15 protein-coding genes and 3 pseudogenes are annotated in these 24,290 nt (G+C 38.8%); 5 read left to right on the top strand and 13 right to left on the bottom strand.

From position 1 onward, the window contains the following. Window positions 1–2: 2 nt before the first annotated feature. Complete coding sequence (gene rppB, locus RIV7116_RS14100; RefSeq protein ID WP_015118965.1) at window positions 3–1,388, top strand: two-component system sensor histidine kinase RppB; 1,386 nt, start codon at window positions 3–5, stop codon at window positions 1,386–1,388. A 262-nt stretch (window positions 1,389–1,650) separates the two neighbouring features. Here the strand turns inward: rppB and RIV7116_RS35795 are convergent, their stop codons facing one another. The 4 genes and pseudogenes from RIV7116_RS35795 to RIV7116_RS34965 form a co-directional block, all read right to left on the bottom strand. After that, window positions 1,651–1,800, bottom strand: a complete 150-nt coding sequence (locus tag RIV7116_RS35795; protein WP_157229282.1) for a hypothetical protein — start codon at window positions 1,798–1,800, stop codon at window positions 1,651–1,653. Between the two features lie 73 nt (window positions 1,801–1,873). Beyond that, window positions 1,874–2,916 (bottom strand): annotated as a pseudogene (locus RIV7116_RS35510) (IS630 family transposase). A gap of 625 nt (window positions 2,917–3,541) precedes the next feature. After that, on the bottom strand, window positions 3,542–3,697 hold the full coding sequence (locus tag RIV7116_RS35790) for a hypothetical protein (protein ID WP_157229281.1): 156 nt from the start codon (window positions 3,695–3,697) through the stop codon (window positions 3,542–3,544). 313 nt (window positions 3,698–4,010) lie between these two features. Further along, window positions 4,011–5,094: pseudogene (locus RIV7116_RS34965) on the bottom strand (IS630 family transposase). A 215-nt stretch (window positions 5,095–5,309) separates the two neighbouring features. Between RIV7116_RS34965 and RIV7116_RS36470 the strand changes: the two are divergent. Together RIV7116_RS36470 and RIV7116_RS14060 are read left to right on the top strand one after the other, a co-directional pair. Then, window positions 5,310–5,990, top strand: a pseudogene (locus tag RIV7116_RS36470) (Rpn family recombination-promoting nuclease/putative transposase); the annotation flags it as partial. Window positions 5,991–6,073: 83 nt separating this feature from the next. After that, window positions 6,074–6,469 carry a hypothetical protein gene (locus RIV7116_RS14060; RefSeq protein ID WP_015118961.1) on the top strand — a complete coding sequence of 132 codons (396 nt, stop codon included), beginning with the start codon at window positions 6,074–6,076 and terminating at the stop codon, window positions 6,467–6,469. Between the two features lie 17 nt (window positions 6,470–6,486). On the opposite strand, the gene RIV7116_RS36970 is transcribed toward RIV7116_RS14060, so the two are convergent. Genes RIV7116_RS36970 through RIV7116_RS14050 form a run of 3 tightly spaced genes read right to left on the bottom strand, consistent with a single transcriptional unit; the run spans window position 6,487 to window position 7,379 of the window. Next, window positions 6,487–6,666, bottom strand: coding sequence for a hypothetical protein (locus tag RIV7116_RS36970; protein ID WP_232435802.1), 180 nt, complete (start codon window positions 6,664–6,666; stop codon window positions 6,487–6,489). A 5-nt stretch (window positions 6,667–6,671) separates the two neighbouring features. Then, a complete protein-coding gene (locus RIV7116_RS36965) occupies window positions 6,672–6,905 on the bottom strand; it encodes an HNH endonuclease (protein ID WP_232435801.1) in 234 nt (77 codons plus the stop codon). A gap of 3 nt (window positions 6,906–6,908) precedes the next feature. Then, window positions 6,909–7,379 (bottom strand): hypothetical protein, encoded by a 471-nt coding sequence (locus RIV7116_RS14050; RefSeq protein ID WP_015118960.1) that lies wholly within the window; start codon window positions 7,377–7,379, stop codon window positions 6,909–6,911. Window positions 7,380–7,647: 268 nt separating this feature from the next. Between RIV7116_RS14050 and RIV7116_RS14045 the strand changes: the two genes are divergently transcribed. Beyond that, entirely contained in the window at window positions 7,648–7,950 is a 303-nt protein-coding gene (locus tag RIV7116_RS14045; RefSeq protein WP_015118959.1) for a hypothetical protein, read from the top strand. A 99-nt stretch (window positions 7,951–8,049) separates the two neighbouring features. On the opposite strand, the gene RIV7116_RS14040 is transcribed toward RIV7116_RS14045, so the two are convergent. The 3 genes from RIV7116_RS14040 to RIV7116_RS14035 all read right to left on the bottom strand — a co-directional run bounded on the left by RIV7116_RS14040 (window position 8,050) and on the right by RIV7116_RS14035 (window position 9,864). Next, window positions 8,050–8,805 carry a hypothetical protein gene (locus RIV7116_RS14040; protein WP_232435800.1) on the bottom strand — a complete coding sequence of 252 codons (756 nt, stop codon included), beginning with the start codon at window positions 8,803–8,805 and terminating at the stop codon, window positions 8,050–8,052. Beyond that, the gene (locus RIV7116_RS36960; RefSeq protein WP_232435799.1) at window positions 8,765–8,980 is read right to left on the bottom strand and encodes a hypothetical protein; all 216 of its coding nucleotides are present in this window, start codon (window positions 8,978–8,980) and stop codon (window positions 8,765–8,767) included. Before RIV7116_RS36960 ends, RIV7116_RS14040 begins: the two co-directional genes overlap by 41 nt. A gap of 371 nt (window positions 8,981–9,351) precedes the next feature. Next, a complete protein-coding gene (locus RIV7116_RS14035) occupies window positions 9,352–9,864 on the bottom strand; it encodes a hypothetical protein (RefSeq protein WP_015118958.1) in 513 nt (170 codons plus the stop codon). A gap of 159 nt (window positions 9,865–10,023) precedes the next feature. On the opposite strand from RIV7116_RS14035, the gene RIV7116_RS14030 reads away from it, so the two are divergent. Further along, window positions 10,024–10,638 (top strand): Uma2 family endonuclease, encoded by a 615-nt coding sequence (locus RIV7116_RS14030; protein ID WP_015118957.1) that lies wholly within the window; start codon window positions 10,024–10,026, stop codon window positions 10,636–10,638. Window positions 10,639–10,698: 60 nt separating this feature from the next. On the opposite strand, the gene RIV7116_RS14025 is transcribed toward RIV7116_RS14030, so the two are convergent. From RIV7116_RS14025 to RIV7116_RS36465, 3 genes are all read right to left on the bottom strand, one after another. Continuing rightward, entirely contained in the window at window positions 10,699–15,180 is a 4,482-nt protein-coding gene (locus tag RIV7116_RS14025) for an NACHT domain-containing protein (RefSeq protein WP_044291819.1), read from the bottom strand. A gap of 107 nt (window positions 15,181–15,287) precedes the next feature. Beyond that, window positions 15,288–16,640: an FAD-dependent oxidoreductase gene (locus RIV7116_RS14020; RefSeq protein WP_015118955.1), complete on the bottom strand. Its 1,353-nt coding sequence runs from the start codon at window positions 16,638–16,640 to the stop codon at window positions 15,288–15,290. Between the two features lie 140 nt (window positions 16,641–16,780). Beyond that, the gene (locus RIV7116_RS36465; protein WP_015118954.1) at window positions 16,781–24,226 is read right to left on the bottom strand and encodes a phytase; all 7,446 of its coding nucleotides are present in this window, start codon (window positions 24,224–24,226) and stop codon (window positions 16,781–16,783) included. Window positions 24,227–24,290: the final 64 nt, after the last annotated feature.

The raw sequence follows: 24,290 nt of genomic DNA, 5'->3' as shown, positions 1-24,290 counted from the left end.
CCATGAATAGCTACTCACTTTTTCGGCGCAGTCGTCTAAAGTTAGCCGGATGGTATGCGGGAGTTATGGGCGTAATTTTGAGTGTTTCTGGCTTTGCTATGTATAGAGCAATGGTACAGGCAAAGTGGGGAGCAATGGAACGCGAAATTGAGTCAATTGCCGGAACTTTGCACGATAGCATAGAACCGCTGTTACCGCCTTCTGAAGAACCGACTGCGGTGCTGCAACAAATTTTCCCCGACCTTTGTTTGAGTGGACAATCTTGCAATACTACCCCAACGCTAATTCAACGACACACTATCGGCATTAGCGACCGCACTACATACTATATTCGTCTATTTAATCATCAAGGGAAACTCCTCGCTTTTTCACCCAATCAACCGTTATCTCTGCCTCAAACTCTCAACCGCAGTTCATGGCAAACCTTTCGCACGGCTAAGGGCATTCGCTATCACCAATTCACCACAATTCTCCATAGTGCCAACACCCATCCTCTAGATAATCAACCCAACACCCATTTATCCTGGGGTTATTTGCAAATTGGTCGTACTTTAGAACATTTTGATGCTGAAATCCGGCAGATTCAATGGATTATGGCGATTGGCTTTCCTATTGTCCTCATTTTGGTTGCTACTTCTAGTTGGTGGCTCTCAGGACTAGCGATGCAGCCGATTTATCAATCCTATCAGCAACAACAACAGTTTACCGCTAATGTTGCCCACGAATTGCGCTCGCCCCTTGCGAGTCTGTTGGCAACTGTGGAAGCCATCCCCCGCATAGGGCAATCAAATCAACAAAATATTCAAATAATGCTCCATACTATTGAGCGACAGGGGCGAAGGTTGAGCCATTTAATTGCAGACTTACTTTTGTTAACCAGTCTTGAGCAAAATTCAGTAGCAAAACCTTTTCAGCCCTGTTGTTTAAATGATTTGGTGAGCGATTTGACCGAAGAATTTTTAGAACTTGCTATTGCTGCTGATATTCACTTGACTAGCGAAATTGCTACTTGCGAAGTTTGTACTTTAGGTAACGAATCGCAACTTTATCGCTTAGTGTCAAACTTAATTGCCAATGCCATCGGGTATACACCCAAAGGCGGATATGTAACTGTGAGCTTAGCCAAGAGCAATTACACTGCTGTCATTGAGGTGAAAGATACGGGGATTGGGATTGGGCTTGCCGAACAAGAGCAAATTTTTGACCGCTTTTACCGTGTTGATAGTGACCGCTCTCGCAAAAACGGAGGCACAGGTTTGGGGTTAGCGATTGCTCTCGCAATTGCTCAAAAACATCAAGCGAATCTGAAAGTTGAAAGTCAGTTGGGAAAAGGTAGCATTTTTACGCTAGAGATAAAAGTTTTATCTTTTAATATGGGGAGAAAGTAGCAAACCGCGAATCGAGATAATCAAGAAAAGACGAATGTTAAAAATCTAGACATAAACTTTTTATGCCTGAAAACTTAGTGTACGTTATTTAAACATATTTTAGTGTCAAAATTATATTCGGTGAAATAATTGAATAATAATATTTTATGCATCAATAATTTTTGATTGGTAGATGTTTCATGCAGCATAAAACCCTGGTATCTCCCCCGAAAAAAATCGCTCTCGCCAAGTTCGCCTAATGCTAGAGAAGCTGTCATAGTAACTATCGCTCAATCATTTCCGTCACTACTTGGCTCATTTTTCGCCCTCGCAAAGCGCAAGCAGCATGGAACCGTCTTTTAACTTCATTATCCGCAAGCGATGTATTACGACGACGAGCATGGTCGGCGTTTCCTGGTTTTTTGGTTGGCACTGTTTTGAACTAGGAGGTGCACTATTCCTAGTTTCTCAGCTTTCTAAGTCGTTTTATAGCAATCCTAAATGATTCATGAGAAAACACCATACTCATAAATTTTTGGAAAGTCAAAAATTTGACCAGAAACTGCTAACTCAAACAAAGCTTTAGCTACAGAGAAAGAATGACAGAAAAAGTAGAATTCTCGAATCAATCTTTTTGCATGTAACCAAATATCTTCAACAGGGTTCTGTTGTGGTGCGTTAGGAGCAAATTTACAAACGGTTATCAACCATTCTTCTTTATTTAAATCATTATTTAAGGATTCTAAGTAATCTTTAATTACTTTAGAACAATGATAACTAGCACCGTCCCATACTATTAAAAGTTTAGACCCTAGACGTTGCGATAAGCCTTCGGCATGGCTTCGCTAACGCAAAAAATTTAAAAAATTAATTGTGTTTTCGGAATCGCCTTTTGGTGCTGAATAAATTAAGAATTCTTTTGTTTTATAGTCCAATGCACCAAAATAAGTTTGACGTTCTCTTTGGTTTACAATTGGAATTGATACTCGTTCTGATTTCTTTCCCCAGACATACCCTTCAATATCACCCCATAATAAATGACATTCGTCAACCATGAAGACAACTAGCTCTCCTGACTCGATTTCGGCTCTTCTCGTCTCCAACAGTTCACTAATCTCTTTTTTTTTGAAGTTACCTTATCTGAGTCATATTTAGGGTTTTTAGCTTGAGTTTTTTTCCAACTAATACGTGCTTCATGAAACAAATCATAGTAACTTTGTTTTGACTCAAATGCTACTCCATATTTTGATGCAATATGATACTCTAGCTCATTAAAAGTCCATCTATCTTTTGAATGCAACCAATTAACTATTTCCGAATGTTCTTGTGAATCTAAAAATCCTTTACTTCCTTTATATGCTAGCTTTAAACCATCTACCCCATTTTGAAAAAACGCCTTTTTCCATTTACTTATAAAACCCGATGAAATTCCCAAAACCGGTATTATTTCTTGATGTCTATGTCCACAAAGCACCATTTTTACTGCGGTTGCTCGTGTGATTTCAAGTTTATTTTGGGTATTTTCAATAAAATCTTCTAATAATTGAATCCACATCAATACACCTCATACACTTGTTCCAAATGATACTGTTTGCCCTTCTCAGTATTTTCTCACGAATGATTCCGGATTGCTATAGAAGCGAGAAAGCTTGTTAATAAAAATCTACTCTACAAGCACTATCGTCAAATAATCACTGAATATTTCCTTGTTTCAAGTAGTAATTAAAATCCACGATGGTATGTGATGACAATATTATATATACCCAAAAAAGGGGAGCAACGCGATTTTGTGAACTTTAAACTAAATACTGCGATCGCCAACAAAAAAATCCAGTATGATTTAATTAAATCATACATAGAAATAAGTATAAATACAGTTTTATTAAATAGAGGTGTGCCGCTTCGCGGCACACCTCTATTAGTTATAGACATAAAGGCAGCAAAAAATACCCTAAGCAAGGGTAATGTTTACTATTTTAATTAAAATCAAACAGAAAGTTTGGTATAATTTATGCAATCTGCACGGGTTTAATGAGTGCAGTTAAGATGGAATTACAGAAGTTATTCCAACAACCAGCAATCCATTGGCAACGAGCGTGTAATATAGTTTCAGCATTCTCTTTTAACCAAAATTTGCTGTTTCCTTTCATACGCAAATTAACAGCTTGCTCACCTTATCTTTCTACAGCACCACTACCAATAGGTAGCTTAAGAGATGAAATTTTATGATAATTGAAACGTCCTTTTTTATTCCCTTTGATAAAATAATTGATTTCTCTATCTACATTTTTGCGGCGATCACCAGTAAATTCTAAGCTGAGTTTATTCATTTCTTGAATAATGGAATTTATCTTACCTTTTTTTAATGCAGAACGAGTTTGCTTAAACCATTTTTTACGCTCTGTGTCTTTAAAGGCAGATTATTTTTGAAATAGCGGGACATCAATGACCAAACACCATGTAGATAAACAGCTAAAGACTTATAATTTCCGTTTTCAGGATTCCCATCTTCGGTAATTAATCGACAATTCCACTCACCTACCTCGGTTTGTGATAGCCCGAAGGGCGACGCTTCGCGTATCGCAATATCAAAAGTTTATCTAAGTAGGTGGGCAGAAAAATTTACAAGTATGTAACAAAGTATTAAGCAGAAGAAGCTGAGCTAAATTTTACACGTTTTGTACTGTAGTTTCCTCTTTCTCCCCTAGCTTCAACTCCGTCAATTACGGCATAAGCGAGGTCTAATTCATCATCAAACATCCGTCCCGATATTTCGTCCTTTTTAAGATGTTGCCACTCTAATTCGATTGGGTTCATCTCAGAGCAATATTTGGGCAGAAAGAAGATATATAAACCCATCTGCTCCCACTTTGACCATAACTGCTGGACTTCTTTACATCTATGTATGGGGCTATTATCTTGTACTACTACTCTGGTACGCCCAGTTATAGAAGCATCAATAGCTTCTTGCTCCATCATATGAATGTAAGATTTGCGATTTACACCACCAATAACTAAACCGTAAACAAAACTGATTAGGGGTTGAAGAAAACCGATAATACTTAATCTTCGACCACGACGTTTGCTTTGTTCTAGACGTTTTTGTTCACCTTGAAAGTAGTATGTGTAACTAGGTTCACTCCACATGCAAAATCCCGATTCATCAAGGTATTTCAAATCTATCTCTCCAGTCGCGGTAGCCAGTTCCAACATATCGAGGTCTGCTTGTTTATTCAATCGTACTATTGGGTCTTGCTTTCCTTTATGGCTTTTCCTGGTTCGTTTCCAAGTGACCCCCTTTTTTTGAGTACCCGTCTTAATCTGTCAGGACTCAGTTTGATCTGGCGTTACGCCCTTCAGGCGTTTAGCTTCGCTAATCGCATTCTAGTTTTTGAGCAAGTTGACGACTATTGTACGTTCGCGACTCTTTCTCAAGGCATTTTTCCAAAAAAATGATATCTCCTTCCTTCCACTTCGGTTTTCCTCCTCGACCTGGTTTATCCCAAAGCCCTGGTAAGTTTAGTTTCTGCCACCTATGTAAGACATCCCTTACTGTTTGTGAAGTCCAATTGAAGTGAGCGGCTATTTTTTCTACATACCACCCATGTGCGTTTAGTCTAATAACTTCTGCTCGGTCTTTGACTTTCTGTGGAACATCTGCATTTCTTAGCTTGAACAAGGTTTGGTCTTCTTCCCTTGTGAGAAAAACCCTTAAACGAGCGCCCATAATTAAGTCCAAAAGGTAGATACATTTTCTGTATTTACTTATCTTCACATAGTTTGGTTTATTTGTGCCCACCTACTTACAAAGTCATCCAATGAAGCCTTCTTCGATTCATCCTCATTAGCTTCACCGCATAATAAACTCAAATAATTCCAAACTTATTCTGTTGAAACAACACCAGACAGTTGAGCTAACTTAAAAGCATAGTAACCAATCAGATTCCCTTTAGGATGGGGGACTATTCCTTCAGGTTAAAACGGACATACAAATGTCCTGTCACACAAGTAGTAATATTTTTGCAGGAAACTACCAACGAAATTGCATTTACTGAAGAATATCGCGACGAAACAACAATCCACCGAAGAAGGTGTAATCCGTCTATGGGAGCAGGATTCGGCATTATTTCTCAATAAACGTGGACTTTTACCTTTAGCACCTTTAACAAAAACTGATTCACCCTCCGGGTTCGCCACTATCTCCTTCGGAGACGCTTCGCTAACGACGGGACAGAAACTGACACCGCCGAGTGGTCTCACCCACAGCATTACTAAACCAAGTTGCTCAAACAGTAGCTACAATTTCAGATATAAGAGAACAACAAAACATAACTGGGTGTTTAGGGATTTTAGCTGGTTTACGATTTGAACTCTGATTTAATTCGCCAATTTTTACCGGAGGATATTATGAGGCAGTCAGTTATTTACCAAGATATTGTATACAAAGAAGCATTTAAATTAGTCAGGCTTATGATTAATGGTCGTTTTGGCGAAATTGATTCGTCATTGATGCAACAGATTGAAAATTTATCAGCAGAACAATTAGAAGCTTTAGGTGAAGTGTTCTTCAGTTTTTCTAATATCAAAGATTTACAAGCATACTTAGATAGAGAAAACCTATAAAAATGTACTGAAAAACTTGCTTTCCTGATTTGAGAACGGCTGAATTCGGCTCAGAACACGGAAAGCACACCTCTATAAAAGAAATGAGTCAAATTCAAGAAAAACATACCACAGCGATGGATTTGGCGGAAGCAGCCTTTACCGCTAAACTTCAAGGTAACTTAGAACAAGCCTCGCAACTGATTCGAGAAGCATTTGAGAACGAGCAAGCTGCTGCTGCATTAATAGCTCCTCAATTAGATGCAGAACCGAGCCGTTCAATTTTACATCGCAGCGCGGCAACTCTGGCGGTAGATTGTGGAGAATTTAAAGCAGCAGAACGTTTAATCGCAACTGCTTTATCAGGAAATCGTCCTGAAGAAATTGCTGAAGAATTAAAAGATTTGTTTATTCAAATTAATTTACGTCCATACTTAGAACGTAATGGAATAAATATTGATAATGAAAAAATTAATGCTTTAATTTTGAAGAGTAAATAATTTATAAAAACAAACATTTATGATGGCGGATGCCAATTGCTCTCAATCCATAACGCTCTTGCCTCAGTCAAATAATCATTATTTAGTCGTAAAGCAATTACGGTTGCTCTGCCTGTAGGAGTTGTACCAGCAACATGGGTTCCACCATTCACCCAATTAAAATGTTCTTGCCATGATTGTTTTCTGGGGTTAAACAATGCAGCTAACCGGCTCGTTTGCGGGTCAATCGCGTGGGTTTTTGCGCCAATAAAAATTCGTTACATCTATAACAAGAAGCTGCCAAATTCTCGAATTCATCTCCCCCACCAGCAGCTTTAGGCAAAATATGTTCCATAACCAATGGCATTCCAATTAATCGGGAGTTGGTTTGGCAATACTCACACCTATAATTAGCCCGAGTTATAACTTCAGAACGATTTGTTTCGGAAATAGCCATGAGCTAGACGGGCATTTCGTTTAAATTTGGTACTTTGTGTCCTCGCCAGCGGAGAACTGACCAAGCATAAGCTTTTTGTAACATTAAACGGTCTGCTTTTATTCTTAATTCACTAAGTTCTTGACGTTCGCTTTTGTTTAGCTCCTCGACTGTGCTATTTTTCTCCAATAATTCTGTGTGGCGTTTTTGCTGCTCCGAGGTGATTTGACTGTTGGCGTTAAGCGTTCGCGAAGCGTCTCTGAAAGAGATAGCTCTACCGGAGGTAATCGCCAATAATTCCTCATCATTCCAAATTTGCATTTGCAGAAGTTCTTCCTGAATTTCTAGCGGTGCATTGTCGGGTGTAGGGGGTAAGTTGCTGACGATGCTTTGAGCTACCAAAGTTTCCAAAGGCTGCTGAGTTGCTTGAGCAATACGAGCCAATTGCTGAAAAATAGCTTGTGGGAGTTCAACCGTGACTTTTTGCGTTGCCATTGGTTGTTAGATGTTGCTTGTTTTTATTACTTTTAATACTAACATTGCCAAAACTATCTGTTCCTCTTGAGAATAGTTTGTCTTATTCAAAAGTCAATTACAGAAGAATAATTTAACGTAACTCGCTTTGATGGAGTTCCGGGAGCCGGATTAACTTTACATAGCGCCCTGCGTAAAAGCTAAAGCTATAATTAACATATAAAGATAGTGCTGACAGGACAAAACCCCAGGCAATGGCAGAATTAACAATTCAAATTTAGTACGGAAGATGCGAACAGGTCTGGAACATGGCGCAAAATCGTTTACCCGAATTGAAGACAGGCAATTGTTAGATGTTGCAAATGTACCGAAAAACATGAGTAAGACAGTTCAAACTGAGCCTACAGATATCCCCATAGTTTATCAAGAAGTTCTTGATTTATTAATCAAGCGCCCAACACCAGAAGAAATAATTGCTTTTAAAGTTTCACCTCAAGCTCAGTCGAGGTTAGAGGAATTATTAGAAAGAAACCGCTCCACTACGCTTAATTCAATGGAATTAGCTGAAGAACCGATGTTTACGAACAGTTAGAACATATGATGATTTTATTAAAAACAAGAGCTTTCAAACGCAACGAATAAACATTACTTCTGATTATATTTCAATCAAAAAATAGGCGTGTAAATATTTCTACTTATTTAACAACCTCGCTTTCTTTAACCGCGATATCAATCCTGGACGTTTACTGTAATCTTTTTGTATTTGATTAATGCTAGCTTGAAACTCTTCTAACTTTCCTTGGTACTCAGCCAAATCCCGTAAATCAATCAAATTAGCAACAGCTTGGTCGTAAGGTTTGGCTTGTTTAAGTGAAATTGCTTCAAATACTTGCTCCCAAACTTTATCTTTTTTCTTTGCCAATACTTCTAATTTTTGTATCTTAGCTTGACGTTCTAATTCTCTTTCTTCTTCAAGTCGTTGATTGTTTTTTTCTTCTGCCAATCTTAATAATTGGGACAAAGTACGTCTGTTTGTATTACTGTCAATATTTATTGAATTTTTACCAGATAATTCCCGTAGTCTATGAGTTAATTGTAGGGCGAGATGCGATTCACCTTTAAGAAGTCGAATTAATAAATCATTTCTTTCTTGTTCGCTCAATTCTGCTATCAAATCCTCTAACTCTTCTTCTTCCTCTTCCTGGAAATCACTTGCTGAAGTTGCAACTGAAATCAAGTCTTCGTCAATCTCAAAAAAATCAATAAAAGACGAAAGTGAAGCTGATAAATTACTTAAATTGGGAGGTACGGGAGGTTCAAGTAAATCTTCTTCTTCAAAGCCAAAATAAATTGTTGCAGCTTTTAGCCAAGCAAGATATAAACACCGATAATCACCTTGCAATATTTTATCCCGTAGCGATACCATACCGTCTGGAATAACCTTCACCAGTTTCTATCCAACAACTACCATCTTCTTCACTAATATTTATGTCTAAAATTACAGAATCGTGATTTGTTGAAACTGTAATAAAATCTTCTATACAGTAAGGTTCTAATACTGCCAAATTAATTAAAGATTTGGGAAAACGAAACATCAATTGACGAGAACCCCAATTAGCCATGTACAGCATCATATCGAAGCATTTATCTAAAACTTCTTGGGGATTACCACGAAAATCTCCGTAATTGTAAACAAATATTGCTTGGTTAGATGTTATTTGTACTCTACTAGAAAGACTTTCAATGAATCGCTTTTCTGTAGCAGTTAGCGGTTTATCTAATGCTAAGAATTCGGCCTGATTGATATTCGCTCATAACACCCTTCCAAAATTAATCCTTTTTAATTTAATTTTAAAGGTTAGATGTATTCTAAGATGGGAAAATAATCAAAGATATTTTAATGCTTTGACACTGTAATAAAATTAACAAATGGAGATAGATTTTATGTCCGGTATAGGCGTTTTTTATTTTCTACGTTCATAGTCTTTTTAAATTAATCCCACCAATAAGAAACAACAACCGCATCCCGCTGTTCCTTATTCTCATTTCCCCATAACGCTTCTTCAAATCGATATCTCAGCATACGCTTGAGTCTATAAGTGTATTGCGTATCAGTACCATCGGTTACTTCTACCGAATCAGCTTGCCACTTTTTACCCAAGTCTACAAGCTGAGACACTTTGGTGTCTTGATTTTCTGTGAGAACGTATAGAGTATCTGCGGGATAAGCAACAAAATGGATCATACTGGTTTCTGGCATTGGACGATAATTAGCCATTGCAGCAAGAGTATCAATCACACCACCAAAACTCAAACCATTTTCGTCCGGGGCAAAAATCGGTTTTGTAAATAAAAAGCTTTCCCATAAATTATTATGTTGCAATAAGTCAGTAATAACTTGTTCCCCGTCAAAATCGTTGAATTGACGCTGCCAAACTAACGCAGCAAATAGTTCTTGAGGAGAATATGATTCGGCTATCGTTTGGATTTTAGTTAATTCCAGCATAGATGGATGATAGAGGCTTCACCTTATCAATATTACAATACAAATATACTAATAATCAAAACGGGTTGAGTATTTTAATGGGCTTCTGGGACGATAGAATATGTTAATTAATAGGGTAAACATCTTTCCAAAAATTCCGCTTTCCCTCAAGAGGTCAAGATGGTACAGATACCCACAACTCCAGAAAACCAAATCCTACCGCTTAACTTGCCATTGTCGATTGGATTGCACGTAACTCAAGAACAGTTTGCAATCCTAGCAGTAGCAAACCGAGATTTAAAACTGGAAAGAAACGCACGGGGAGAATTAATTGTGAATCCACCTACTGGCTGGGAAACAGGACAACGCAATCTCAGCATTAGCGGACAGCTATATCGTTGGTACGAAGAAAACGAGAATTTGGGTAAAGCTTTTGATTCTTCCACTGGCTTTATTTTACCCAATGGTGCTACTCGCTCCCCCGATGCTTGTTGGGTTTCTCAAGAAAGATGGGATGCATTAAATGCAGAACAAAAAGGAACTTTTGCTAACATCTGTCCTGATTTTGTGGTTGAATTACGGTCTAGCTCAGATAAGCTTGAATCGTTGCAAGCAAAAATGAAAGAGTATATTGATAATGGTGCAAAATTGGGCTGGTTGCTAGATCCACAATCGCGACGTGTAGAAATTTATCGACCAGGTTCTGCTGTGGAAGTGTTAGAAAATCCCGATTCGTTATCCGGTGATAAAGTATTACCAGGTTTCGTCTTGAATTTGCGTCGGGTGTGGGGTTGAGGACGAAGTTGCAATTATTACTATCGCTAACTTCGACAGGAATGGCACAAACCATTAGTTTCAATTATTTTCCACTGCACCTAATGCTTTGAGTGAGGACTTTTGTTCTGGGGTTAATCCTGTTACATTGGTGATATTCATGTTTGCGTAGGGTTTGTTGCTGAGGGTTTTGATGCATTCACCTGTTTGAATATTCCAGATTTTGATTGTTTCATCGAAGCTACCGCTGACTAATAATTTATCGTCTGGGGTAAAAGCAACTGATGTAACTCTATTTGTATGACCTTTTAATGTTTTGATGCATTTCCCTTTACGAACATCCCATATTTTGATTGTTTCTTCAATATTTCCAGCAGCAATTAAGGAACCATCGGAATTAAATTTGATTGATGATATTCCACAATGGCTATCTTTTAACTGCAAAGTTTTTAAACATTCACCCGTGTGGATATTCCACAATTTTATTGTTCCATCTCCGCTACCACTTGCTAGGGTTATTCCATCGGGAGACATTACTAATGAGAATATACCAGCATTATGTTCTTCTAAAGTTCTCAGACATTTACCGCTAGATATATCCCATAGTTTTATAGTGCGATCGCTGCTTCCACTAATTATGATTTTGTTATCTGGGTTCAATACAACTGAGTTCACCCAATAAGTATGTCCTTTCAAAGTCTTTACACACTTCCCCGTTTTAATTTCCCATAATTTGATAGTTCTATCGTGACTACCACTAGCAAGAGTTAAACCATCTGAGCTAAAAACGACATCTGATACTGGATGAAGATGTCCTTGTAGAGTTTTCAGATGATTTCCCGTATTGAAATCCCAAGTTTTGATTGTGCGATCGCCACCACTACTAGCCACGATTTTACCGTCAGGACTTATGGTTACTTCACCAACCCATCTATCATGTCCTCTTAATGTTTTGAAGCAATGTCCAGTATTGATATCCCAATATTTTATAGTTTTGTTATTATTACCACTAATAATAGTTTTACCATCAAGACTAACTGTGACAGATACCACCCAATGACTACATCCCTGTAAAGTTTGTATACATTCTCCGGTGTTAGCATCCCAAAGTTTTATTGTTTGGTCATCGCTACAACTTGCGAGTATTTCACCTTTTGAATTGAGAGCAATTTTTCTAACTCTAGAATTATGCGCTGTTATTGTTTTTAAGCATTCTCCATCATTAACAGACCAAATTTTTATAGTAGAATCCGTGCTTCCACTAAAAAGAGTTTTATTGTTTTTACTAAAAGCTAAAGAACGTATTGTACCACTATGACCAATTAAGTTTTTTATACATTTACCTGTGTTTGTATCCCAAATTTGGATAATTTTATCTTTACTTCCACTTGCAAATATTTGGCTATCATGGCTAAATGTAATGGAAAGAATACTATCCTGATGTTCTTCTAAGTTTTTAAGACAAATCCCCTTAGAAATATCCCAAATTTTAATACAGGAATCTGAACTACCACTAACTAAAATTTTATTATTTGGGGCAATTTTTACCCTCCATATGGGGCTAGTATGTCCTTCCAAAGTATTAATACATTGTCCTGTATTAACATCCCAAATTTTTATTGTTTGGTCATCACTACTGCTTGCAAGAATAGTACCATTAGAGTTAAAAGATATTTCCCGCGCTAAATCTTTATGCCCTCGTAAAATTTTTAAGCATTTTCCAGTTGTTGCATCCCATAATTTTACAACGCTTGAACGACTGCTACTAGCAATAATCTTTCCATCTGGACTGCAAGCTACTGAACTTATCCAATCATTATGTGCGCTAATACTAGAAATTTGTTTACCTGAATCTAATTCCCATAAACAAATTTCTCCATCAGCACCACCAGTCACCAGTAACTTATCATTTGGACTAAAAACTAGAGATACAACTAAACCAAAAGGTTTTATAAAAGTAGATTCAACTAATTTTGTTTTTTGAAAATTAACATTAGATAAACTCGCATCACTAAAATCTGCTCCCTTCACCAACGTACCCGATAAATCCTTCCCTTCCAAAGCAGCTTTATTAACCTTCACCACCAAAGTCGCTGCATTCCCACCAACATAAGCAACTTCCGAATCTGTTTTTCCCCGCGTTTGCTCAATAACTTTAATCAACGATTCAATATTACCCACCATCCCCATTAACAAATCCAAAACCGCTTTCGTTAATGGCGATCGCCCAAAAGTTTCCTTCAATTTCTCCAACGGTTCGCTAATAAACTTCCCTAGTGGAGCTATAGCCAAACTACACCCATTCTCATCCAACTGACGCTCAAAATAACCAGACCAAGTATAGTCAACAGATGCAGGATTCCCATCCAAACAAGATTGCGCTTTTACTAATTCAGTAAAATCATCCGCTAACACTCCCAACTCTGCCGCAAACTTATATGCAACAAAAAATTCCAACAGCGAACGATGGGCTGGAGTATAATCACCGTCGGCATTACGAATCAGCATTGTCTGTCCCATCATGTCATAATGCCAGTGGTCTAAATCTTTTTCTTCCTGCACTACGGAACCAAACAACCGTCGAATCCTATCGGGAAACAAGCGATAATTCAAACTCATCTGCTCGGTTGAAAGCATTTCCCAAGCTAATTCACACAGGAAATACATCTTATCTGCTAAGGAAGTAAAAGTACGCTCGGCTTTAATATCCCGTTCCATTTTCCGTTGCACAGCATACAAATAAACCCGCGACATATCTACAGGTTTACCCGCTGCAATATCTGGTAATGCTTCTAAAATTAATTCGGTTAAAACAGGACGACGGGCTAAATCCAGCAGTTGGGAATTACCCATAACAAGTTCAACAGTCCGTGGTTCTGTTTGTAACGAAAGCACCTGACGGATTTGATTATCGTCAAACTTCTCCAGTTCCAACACTTCAAACTGCGGTGTTTCTCCTGTTAAATTCGCAATGGAAGCTTGTAATTCCGCATTTAACAAAGCCCTTCCTTCCTGGGCTTCGGGAAAATGTTCTGTGCGACAAGTTAAAATCACCTTGGCACCAGGAACAACAACTTTGGCTAATTCCCAAAAATTATTTATCATCTCCTGACGGTTTATCCGAGCAGCCATTTCATCAAAACCATCAAATATCAGCAATAATTTACCCATGCGGTTGAGTTGTTCAAAAGCTGAATATCCGGGTATGGGAATTTCATATTGACGAAAGAAAAACTCGGAAAACAGCGACTCCACACTTACCGCTTTGGCATAATCTCGCAACGGAATCACCAAAGGTAAGCGGGGAAGTTGAACACCCCTGTGCTGTGCATCTTTGTATCGTTGCAGTGCTACCCAAGCATAATGCAAAGCAAACCAAGTTTTACCTGTACCAAACTCACCTAATATTGAAATATGCTCCTTGGCTGGGTCATCCAACCAACGGTCAATATAACCTTCAATCCAACCATCTTCTTCTGTATAACGACTAACCCCAATGGTACGTTTGCTAACCGGATCTAATTCTTCCTTAGTACAAGGCAAAGGGACATAATTTTTATCGATACCTCGCCGTTTAACTTCTGCTTCCAACCAATTGAGATAACCGCTAAAATCCGCATCAATTGCTACAAGTTCATCAAAAGTAAAACACTCCAAATGTTCGTTCTCTTGCTTCTCAATTTCATCCCGCGCAATTTTACTAATACGTCTATCAGTTACCAACCAACCTTCATCTGTTTTTTGTTCCGACACTTTGTAATCCAAAGCTTGCACATCTTTAAGCCCAACTTCCCCAGTCATTCCACGCACAAGCACGCGGTCATATCGGTTACGTCTTACCGGAATATTGATAATCCACTCAAAGTAGTCATTCTGCCAAACTTCATAACGTTCAAACCGATAACCCAAAGTTTCAAACCAACCACGCATTTCTTGAGCTAATGCAATTGAAGTAGAATTACTAGAAGTAGGAGATTGAAGGTATACATTCTCCCCCTCTCCCCCTCCCCCACTCCCCTTGTCCTCTTCCCCCGCTGCTAACCGAGCCATTTCGGTACGAATTCCTTCCAGCGTCGGTAATCTATCTAATTGTTCTTGTACGAAAATAATTCTTTGATGTAGAGAAGCTATTTGATGAGAAGTTAAAACTTCGGCAGAAGTACGAGAATTTTTCGCAACTTCAATAAAAATAGTAGCGAAAGCTGCTACCTCACGCATTACATCTAATTGCAGTTCTTTGATTTCATCACCCAGAGCATAAGCATTGAGAAAAGCTTCCACTTCACCTAGTAAAATTGAAGGATTGTAGTGGTCAAAGGCTTTACGAAAAGCTTTTTTAATATCCTCTTGACGAAAAAATTCTAATAAACACTTTGGTTTACCAACACCATATTCAACCAAAGCATAAATATAAACTCCACTAAAATCTGACGGGGGATGCTCCGGTGCCAAATTAAATTGTTTTAATATTTTGATTACCGTTTCATTGCGCTCTAATTTGCCTTTGATAGGACTGGCAATACTGGTTAATACGTTAAACAATAAATCTAGATGGTTTGGCATCACAAAAGCAAATCTTTTTATGTGATACTTTACAGCAGCCAGCAATGATTTATAAGTAAAATTATATACATATACTCCATATATATGATTGGCAGCAATAGAAATACTTAAGCAAGCTGTTTTACCCAAGCTTGAGCAGCCATCTGTACGGGGTCCCAAGGGCTAGAAAGGGGTGGTGTATAACTAAGGTCTAATTCGCTGATATCTTCAACTTTCATATCATGGAATATGGCAGTAGCAAAAATATCAATCCGTTTGGCTACTTCTCCTTGATAATGTCCGGCAATTTGCGCTCCTAAAAGCTTTCGGGTTTGCTTGTCTCCGGTAACTAGAATGTGTAATTTCTTTGCTCCTGGGTAATAAACTTTGTGGTCCCAAGTTTCAAATTCAACTGTTAAAGGGTCAAATCCAGCATCTTTGGCTTCCGAGTCTCGCAAACCAGTACGGGAAACAGCCATATCAAAAATTTTCACTACTTGAGTACCAAGAGAACCAGCAAACTCGCGATTACCACCAACCGCGTTTTCTCCTGCGATTCGACCTTGTTTATGTGCTGTAGTTCCTAAAGGAAGATAGATATATTTGTTTAACAAACGGTGCAAAGTTTCTACACAGTCTCCCGCTGCATAAATATCGGGAACATTCGTTCCCATTTTGCGGTTAACTTGAATTGCACCGCGTAAACCAGTTTTCAAGCCTGCGCTATCAGCTAAATCGGTTAATGGTTGCACTCCCACCGCTACAATTACCATGTCAGCATTTTTATGGAAATTATTAGTTCCAAATACTACTAATTGTCCATCTTGTTGTTGAATCGCATTAACTTCAACGCTCGACGCTACTTCAACTTGATGACTTTGTAATTTAGCAGCAATCAAATTTCCAATACCCGCATCAACTGTTCTCATGACGCTGGGAGAACGTCCCACCACAGTAACTTTTATTCCTTGGTGAGTCAGAGCATCTGCCATTTCTAAACCAATGTATCCGTCACCGATAATTACTACTGATTGCGGTTTTTTGCTAGTTAAATGTTGATGAACTGCAAAACTATCTGCCATCGAGTGCAATAAAAATACTCCACTTTGATTTAATCCATCAATGGCAGGTTGAACGGGTACGGCACCAGTACCAATTACTAACTTATCGTAAGTCAGCCAATTTTCTTGATTTTCTTCGTTGACTACTTTAACTTTTTTCTGTTGGGAATCAATACTTACTGCTTTATGGTTGAGTAATAAATTGATACCAGTTTGAGTGATTTCTCCTGCCGTGCGGTGAGCTAAATTACGCCAATCCGGGACTTCGCCGCTGAGATAGAATGGAATACCGCAAATACTGAAATTAGGATAACTATCAGCTACAACAATTGTGACATTAACTGTTTGGTCTAATTCCTTTGCTCGTAAAGCTGCACTAATACCCGCATCGCTACCACCGATGATAAGCAGATCAACCATACTATCTTTTTACTCCTCACAAAATAAAAGTAACAATAATTATCAGCAGTAGCTAATTTCGTTCAAACATCAACACCTAGGAAAGAATGACTTACTAGGTATTGATGTTTAAATTCAATTAAAGAAAACCAATAAAACAGTTACACGGTAAATTCCATCTTGATTTCAATATCGTCGAAATCTTCATCACCACCGTTAACTAAGTCTTCAAATTTGAACATACCATTCTCAAATTTGATGTGGTCGAAACTTCCGTTATCGGTGTTTGCTCCCATGTAAGAGAAGTAAACTCCTTCTACACTATCAAGGTTGTTCTTAGCTTCACTAAGATTACCGTCAGCAACAATCAAAACACCAAGCATATCACCACCTGCTATTTCCAAGGTTCCCATAGTTATTTGTTCGTCGGGAGTTGTTAATCCTTGGCTTGAATTAACAACGTTGTTTAATGCAGCTTGGATATACTCAGTTCCATCTGTAGGTGCTAGTTCGCCAATTTTACCTTCGTCACCAACTGTATAGAAGTAAACGTTGTTGTCGTAATCAGCTTCTCGGTTAATTTCATAACTAGCTGTTACGGTTTGACCTGCGTATGCTGTGAGGTCAATTAATTCTATCTCATTTCCATCTGCATCTTTATTGCTGGTGTCAATGAGAGTAGCGCTTAATGGGTCTACTTCTTGAGGATTAACCACAAATTGACTGACTATTTGCGGTTCTCTGCTGGTAATTGCTTCGGGATTTGCCAGTAATTCCTCTTCGGAATATGGCTCAATACCGTATGTGGTTACGGTTAATGCTTGAGTTTCTGCATTAATATCGAACTCAGTCCAACCAAAGGTATGTGCTGCTACATATCCACCTTGGATTAATTCTGCATCAATTCCGCTATCTGCTTCTAAACCAACTGGGTCTAAACCGAATGGTGTTAAAGCTGCATCGTTGAGCAATTGAGTAAAGAAATCATCTTTGCTGGGAACACCTGCGGGTGCATTGAGTATGGGTAAACTGTTGTATTGTTGAAGCTGTTCGGGAGTCACAAAACCAAGTTGTGCTGCACCATTGGTAACGCTTTGACCAAATGGTGCATCAAAAGCTACAGAACCAGTGGTAACTTCAAAGGCATTAGTAGCAATTTGCGGACCACCAGGTTGTTCTTGGTAAGTTAAATTATTAACCAAAGTTCCGTGAATATCCGCAGCGATAAATACGACGTTATCAATGTCGTTATCTTCAACAAACTGGAGAATTTCGGTACGTTCGTTAAGATATCCGTCGAAACGGTCGGCAGGTCCAAGCAATGGTCCCAAAGCCTGCATTGGCTCGGGTACCATGACGAACTTCCAAGTTGTCCCGTCTTGTTCGGCTTTGAGTAAATCCTGCTTTAAGTCTTCTAATTGCGGCTGACCCAACATTGTTCGAGTGGGGTCAAATGCAGCAGTTTCAAAAGGAAGTACTTCGTTAACTACAAAGTTGGTGAAAGCAGTAGTTTGGTCAACTCCTGATGCTAAGTCTATGCCTAATGTGGTTGCATCAGGATTGTCTAAGGCTTGATTGCGGAAGGAACGGTTATCAAGGGTAATTACTGCTGCATCGCTACCGTAAGTATTGTTACGATATAGTTTGCGCTCGCCTTCGGTAAGTTCATCACCCGTATTTTCATAGAATTCATCCCGTAGGGGGTTGTATTCCTGGAAAGATTGCAGTCCGTTTTCGTAGAGTTCTGTATCGTTAATTAAACCCGCTTGTTCTGGGAAACGAGCATCGTCAGCAGCTGGTTCTCCACCTGCAAAGTCGTTAATTACTTCGTGGTCGTCAATTGTAGCCAGAATTGAGGTTGAAGCGCGTAAATCAGTCCAGGTATTTTGACCGAAGCGAGTTCCGTAAACTTCACCGTGTTTAGCGCGATATTCGTCAAGAGTTTCCGCTTGTTCTTTGAAACTTCCATCTTCGTTCAGGACTGCGGCTGAACCATAATCGGCGTATATTGTATCACCATGTTCGACGAAGAATGCTAAATCGCTTTCCGAGGCATTACTAATTGCGGGGTAAGGAGAAATTTCACCTCTCCAATCTCCAGCAACACCAAAGCGTAAACCTGCTTTTGTTCCAGTTTCGGCAGAAGTTTCAAATTCACCGATTGCACTATCGCCAGCAGCATCGGTAACGCGATAATAATATTCGGTTCCTGGATTTAAACCGTTAATTTCAACTTTGACGGGAACGTTAGTGTTTTCTACGTTTGCGGTAACTGTTCCGATAACGGAATTGAATTCTGCGTCAGTGGAATATTCAAAGGTGACTTCACCCACGAATGTACTCCGCGCCCACAATACTGTAGAATTTTGGGTGGTATCACCGCTAGCAATTCCGTTAATTAAGGATTGTGGTTTTGGATTGCGTGGGTCATAGCTGCTGGTGTTAATTTGTAAGGAATTATCGAATGAATTTGCGACTCCATCCCAAGGTACAAATTTAAAGTTGGTGCTGTTATTTTCTAATTCTTCATCATCTTCAACAGCATTTTGCGGGTCGTTTGCTCCGTCTTGTAATACTAATAATCCGTTGGGGAATTCTTCACCCAAAGGTACGTTAATTACATCTAAACCATCGCTTTCATTTACTTGGTCAATTCCGTTATTATCACCAACAACGAAACTACCCAAATATTCGTTATTACCTTCACGACTGAAAACAGCATAGGAAGAATCACCTTGACTGTTAGCAATTAAATAACCAGTTCCGTTGTCACCGTAGTATATTGATAAACCTTCAATATCGGGAGTTAGGTAATCAGCATCTACAGATTGAACTACAGTAAAATCACTACCAGCATCTGGTTCGGCAGAGAACTTGAGTATACCTACTTGGTCTTCCAGCGCTACGTAAAGGAAACCCAGTTCTTGGTCAATTACAACTCCTTCCGATTGAGAATCTTCTGCATCACCTGTGGGTGTTGGTAATTCTAAAGTACGAACAACTTCTGCTTCTATTAATTGTTCGTCAGCGGGACCTAATTTAGAAGTTAATTCGATTTGAGCAACTTTATTACCGTCAGCTTGGGTAACGAAAACGTAGGATTTTCCAGAAACCGGACTGGTATAAGTTGCTAAACCGTAAGCCGTTGCTTCCCCATCATCTACACCAAAAATTGAAAATTCTGCATCATCTAATTGTGGTGTAGGTAATTTATTTAGTTGACCGTTTTCGGAAATACTAAAGATAGCTAAAGTGTCATTTTCTCTATCGGAAGCAACCGCTAAATCAACTTTTGTTTCCCCACCCATTATCATTGATGCTAGAGGGAAATTGTAGATAATATCAACGTTGTTGAAACGGCGTTCTGCTTGCAGCAGCGCTTCGCTATCGCCAAATTCTTCAAATTCTTGGTTCTCGTTTTCCCCTAATAAAGCTTGTTCCCCAAATCCTGGTGCTGAAATTACCTGTTGAATTTCTCCTTGTAAATTAAAGGTAGCTAAACCACCATCTTTCAAAGTTCCGATAACAATACTTTCAGCCGAATTATCGGGATTTACCCAAATTGCGGGGTCGTCAGAATCACCAGCTAAAACTGGTTCTGGAGCAGTTAAAATACTTTCAGCGATTTCTCTTTCGCTCTGGGGTGCTGTCCAATCTCCGTCAATTGGGGTAACGGTAATGAAACCTGATAAGAATTGGTCTCCTTCTGATGTGGGATTGGGTTCTGTAGGAATTGCGTTTGGAGCAAATCTGAGTCCGACGTTACCATCTTCATCTACAGGACCAAAATCAATATTAAATGGTTCGGTGTCGCTAGCGTTTGTAAATACAGCAGGTTGAATTTCATCTACACCATCTGGTAAACGAGTAGGAATATTAATACTTAAACCTTTACCGTCAGGAAGAATGAAATCATCTTCACCTTGAGTTGCTTGAAGTTGAGCAATTAAATTTACAAGGTAATCAGCACCAATATCGTAAGTGGTATCGGGAGTTTCAAAAGTAGCGAAATCAATTCCACCGCTAATTGCAATTCCTGGTACTTCTCTTAATAATGCTGTAACTGCTGCACTTACCGTACCAGAAGAAACCGCACCACCAGGTCCAATATTTTCACCTGCATTAATCCCAGAAATTACTAAGTCTGGTTGTTCATCTAAGACATAATCTAAACCAGCCCAGGTAGTAGTACGAACTCCAGCATCTACATACCACTTATCACCTCCAACATTGGTAATATCAAGAGGTTGGAAGATTTTATCTACATCAAGTACTGTTCCGGTACCGCTTTGCTGTTCAAAAGGACCAACTAAAGTTACATTATGACCAGCAGCAGTAAGTTGATTGTAGAGAGTTTCAATCCCAGGAGCATCAAAACCATCATCGTTGGTGAGCAGAATATTTAAAGGTGTTGCTGTGGGATTTTCGGGAGCAGATTCAATTCTATCGCTCAAAGTTTGACGGACATTATCACTCGCCGTCCAATCTCCATCAATAGGAGTTACGGTAATAAAATCAGCAAGGAAGTTTTGTCCTTCGGAATCTTCAACTGTAATTTCTGAAGGTTCTATTTCCTCTCCCTGAGTGAAAAGTAAACCAGGAACATCGGGAGCAAGTTCATCTACAAACAAGTTGAAAGTACCAGTTCCATCTAACTTGGTGTAGGAAATACCTTCAATATCATCTACAACCGGAGGAATATTGACATTTAAACCAACTCCATCTGGCATTAGTTTACTATTATCACTAGCGCTAGAGTAAAGGCTGAGTTGTTTAACTAAATCAACAACTGTATCAGCACCTGTTTGATAAGCTTTCTCTAATTCTGCTTCGTCAACATTAAAAGCAGCATCTCGCAAAGTTCCAGCACTGACAGCAATTGCAGGAATATTCCGACGAGTAGCGGTAGTTGCTGCACTTACCGTACCAGAACTAATCGCAACAGAAGCACCAACGTTTTCCCCTTCGTTAATCCCGGAAATAACTAAATCTGGTTCTTCACCATTAAGAACAAAATCTAACCCAGCTAAAGTTGTAACTACAGGAGAAGCATCTATATACCATTTATTTGGTTCAAATTCAACAACTTCTGTAGGTTGTCCCAGATTATCTACATTAATTAAAGTTCCCTTACCGCTCTGCTGTTCCTTTGGTGCAACGAAGGTAACATTATGACCAGCAGCGACAAGAGCATCATACATGACTTCGATGCCTTCTGCTTCAAAACCATCATCGTTAACCAACAGAATATTTAACGGTTTTGGTTCGAGAACTTCCTCGTTATCAATGGTGTAAGGAGTTTCTACAGTGGGAAGAACTGCGGGAGTAGTATCGAAATCTAAACCAAGAGCAAGAAACTGAGTTGTTTGAGTGTCGTTAAAATTATTATCGCTAGCAACAATTAAACTTTGACTACCATCTGGTAATGTAGGACCAAAAGCCAAAGCTTCTAAATTGTCGGGAGTAATTCCCAAATCAGCAAAGTCTACCAACAAACGCTTATTAACCGCTGGATCAATTTCAAAAGCACCAGGAGCTAAAATTTCTCCATCATCTTCTAAAGGTTCTTCACGGAATAAATCATTTACACCGCTAACATCTAAAGCACCTTGGGTTTGGACTTCGTAAAGTTTAACCGTGTTACCTTTTCCTACAGAAAAAGAACGCTCCAGAGCTAGAAGACTACCGTTATTATCAGTAGCAAGTAATTCGACTAAACCATTTACTTTAAAACCATCAGCAGGTTCTGGTACTTCAGCGACTTCATCCAATTCATAAACAAATTCACCAACAACTTCTCTGGTTTGTAAATCGTATTTAGCAATTCTTACCAAAGAACCATTATCTAAATCTGCTCTTTCACCATCTTGGAAAAGTGCATCTTCAGCAGCAGTATATAAATAACGTTCATCGGGAGTAATAGTTAAGCTTTCAAAAGCAGCATTGTTGCGAATTCCGCTGCTTTGGTTTGCTGTAGGTAGGAATTTCGCTGGTACTGGTAATTCACCAATTTCTTGTCCAGCTAGGGAAAACTCGTTAACAAAAGGATTGATTAATTGATTTGTATCCCCTTCAGAAGAAACAAATAAAGTATTATTTTTGGTGAGAACAATTCCTTCTGGATCGAGACTGAACTCTGGGAAAGCATTACCATCTTCATCTAAAAGAGTAGTAACACTATCAAAGCTAATATCCCCATCATCCAAAGAACCGTCGCTTAAATCAATGGATATATCGTAAAAACGAGCGGGATTGATTTGACTTCTATCGTCAGATAATCCGTAATAAATTCCCTTAGAAGCATCGTAAGCTAAACCAGAAATTCCCCCAACTTCCGTTTCCTCAAGCTGTAAACCAGTAGGAAAAGTAACTTCTCCCAAGAAATTCACATTAGAAACAGTTTTGCGGTCAACATTGGTTTTCTCAACATCAGCATAAACCAAACGATGGTCGGAACTGGGGAAAGGAAAATCTCCGACTAAATCAAATTCAGCTTCATCACCTTCTGGCCAAAATACTCCAGCTGACTCAATATCTAAATTATTAGAAGGTAAAACATAATCCGCTCTTATGTTTCCAGGACCACCAAAATTTTCTTCTGCAAAATCTGCTGTATCAAATGCTGGATTACCAGTTTGAGTAAGATTATTCAAACCTTGACGAATCGCTGCATCAATTCCACCTTCACTCGAAGGAGTAACAGCAGTATTAATTTGAGGATTATCTAATAGTTGCAAAATTGCATTATCTGTGCTGTCACCATCGTTGGGGTCAGCGTTTTGGTCTCCCATGATGACAAATTTTGCACCGGAGTTTAAACCCCCAGTTTCACCACTATCATCATAAATATATTCACCATTCCCAGGAGTTACATAATCAGCCCAGAAGCGGATTTCATCGTGATTGCGTTTACCGTTTCTATCTTCTTCACCATCAAATACTGGAGGTGTGGGGTGAGAAGCTAAAACGTGAATAATTTCACCATTTACATTAACCGGAATATCCCAATGACTTTTAGAAGATAAACGCAGTACTTCTATTTCTTCAGCAGAATAAAACCCATTCAAATTTTCATTGACTTCTGTATCGGGATTGTCAATACTAGGGTCATTAGTCAAAAACCCATTTGGCATATCCTTCCATAAAAAATTCTGGAAAGTTCTTATTTCTGATTCTTCTATAGGATACTTGGATAACAATACCATCCCATATTGTCCGGGGAAAGTACCAAAACCAAAAGCATCATTAGCTAAATCAAAGCTTTCAGTGCCAACAGTACCATCATTATTTAAATCAAACCCAGAAGAAATACCTGTATTGGAAGGTGCTAAATAAACGTAGGGATACTCAACAGCATCAACACCATTTTGAGCAACTTCTAAATAGTTCTGCTTGAAATTGGCGATCGCCTCCCCATTTTCATCATAATCAAACTCATTCAATAACAAAACATCGGGATTTGTTCGCTGAATGATTTCGGCTACAGCTTTGGCTTGCTCGTTATCTGGGGTAGATAAATCGGTAATTAATTCCCCTGCATTATTACGATTCAAAGAAGCATTAAATGTAGCAAAACGCACCTTGTCGTGACTTAGCTGACCAGCCATATTAATATATTTACCCTAATAAACAGTTAGATGAGAAAGATTTATCTCTCACAAAAAATACGTG

It is taken from the genome of Rivularia sp. PCC 7116, from assembly GCF_000316665.1.
Taxonomy (GTDB): Bacteria; Cyanobacteriota; Cyanobacteriia; order Cyanobacteriales; family Nostocaceae; genus Rivularia.
Note: the sequence above shows the minus strand (reverse complement) of the source record. Positions and strands in the feature narration are given on the sequence as shown.

What these genes read in the sequence shown, in the direction of transcription:
- rppB (WP_015118965.1), top strand. Translation starts at nt 3, where the DNA reads ATGAATAGCTACTCACTTTTTCGGCGCAGTCGTCTAAAGTTAGCCGGA.
- RIV7116_RS35790 (WP_157229281.1), bottom strand. Translation starts at nt 3,697, where the DNA reads ATGAATAAACTCAGCTTAGAATTTACTGGTGATCGCCGCAAAAATGTA.
- RIV7116_RS14060 (WP_015118961.1), top strand. Translation starts at nt 6,074, where the DNA reads ATGAGTCAAATTCAAGAAAAACATACCACAGCGATGGATTTGGCGGAA.
- RIV7116_RS36965 (WP_232435801.1), bottom strand. Translation starts at nt 6,905, where the DNA reads ATGGCTATTTCCGAAACAAATCGTTCTGAAGTTATAACTCGGGCTAAT.
- RIV7116_RS14050 (WP_015118960.1), bottom strand. Translation starts at nt 7,379, where the DNA reads ATGGCAACGCAAAAAGTCACGGTTGAACTCCCACAAGCTATTTTTCAG.
- RIV7116_RS14045 (WP_015118959.1), top strand. Translation starts at nt 7,648, where the DNA reads ATGCGAACAGGTCTGGAACATGGCGCAAAATCGTTTACCCGAATTGAA.
- RIV7116_RS36960 (WP_232435799.1), bottom strand. Translation starts at nt 8,980, where the DNA reads ATGGCTAATTGGGGTTCTCGTCAATTGATGTTTCGTTTTCCCAAATCT.
- RIV7116_RS14035 (WP_015118958.1), bottom strand. Translation starts at nt 9,864, where the DNA reads ATGCTGGAATTAACTAAAATCCAAACGATAGCCGAATCATATTCTCCT.
- RIV7116_RS14030 (WP_015118957.1), top strand. Translation starts at nt 10,024, where the DNA reads ATGGTACAGATACCCACAACTCCAGAAAACCAAATCCTACCGCTTAAC.
- RIV7116_RS14025 (WP_044291819.1), bottom strand. Translation starts at nt 15,180, where the DNA reads ATGCCAAACCATCTAGATTTATTGTTTAACGTATTAACCAGTATTGCC.
- RIV7116_RS14020 (WP_015118955.1), bottom strand. Translation starts at nt 16,640, where the DNA reads ATGGTTGATCTGCTTATCATCGGTGGTAGCGATGCGGGTATTAGTGCA.
- RIV7116_RS36465 (WP_015118954.1), bottom strand. Translation starts at nt 24,226, where the DNA reads ATGGCTGGTCAGCTAAGTCACGACAAGGTGCGTTTTGCTACATTTAAT.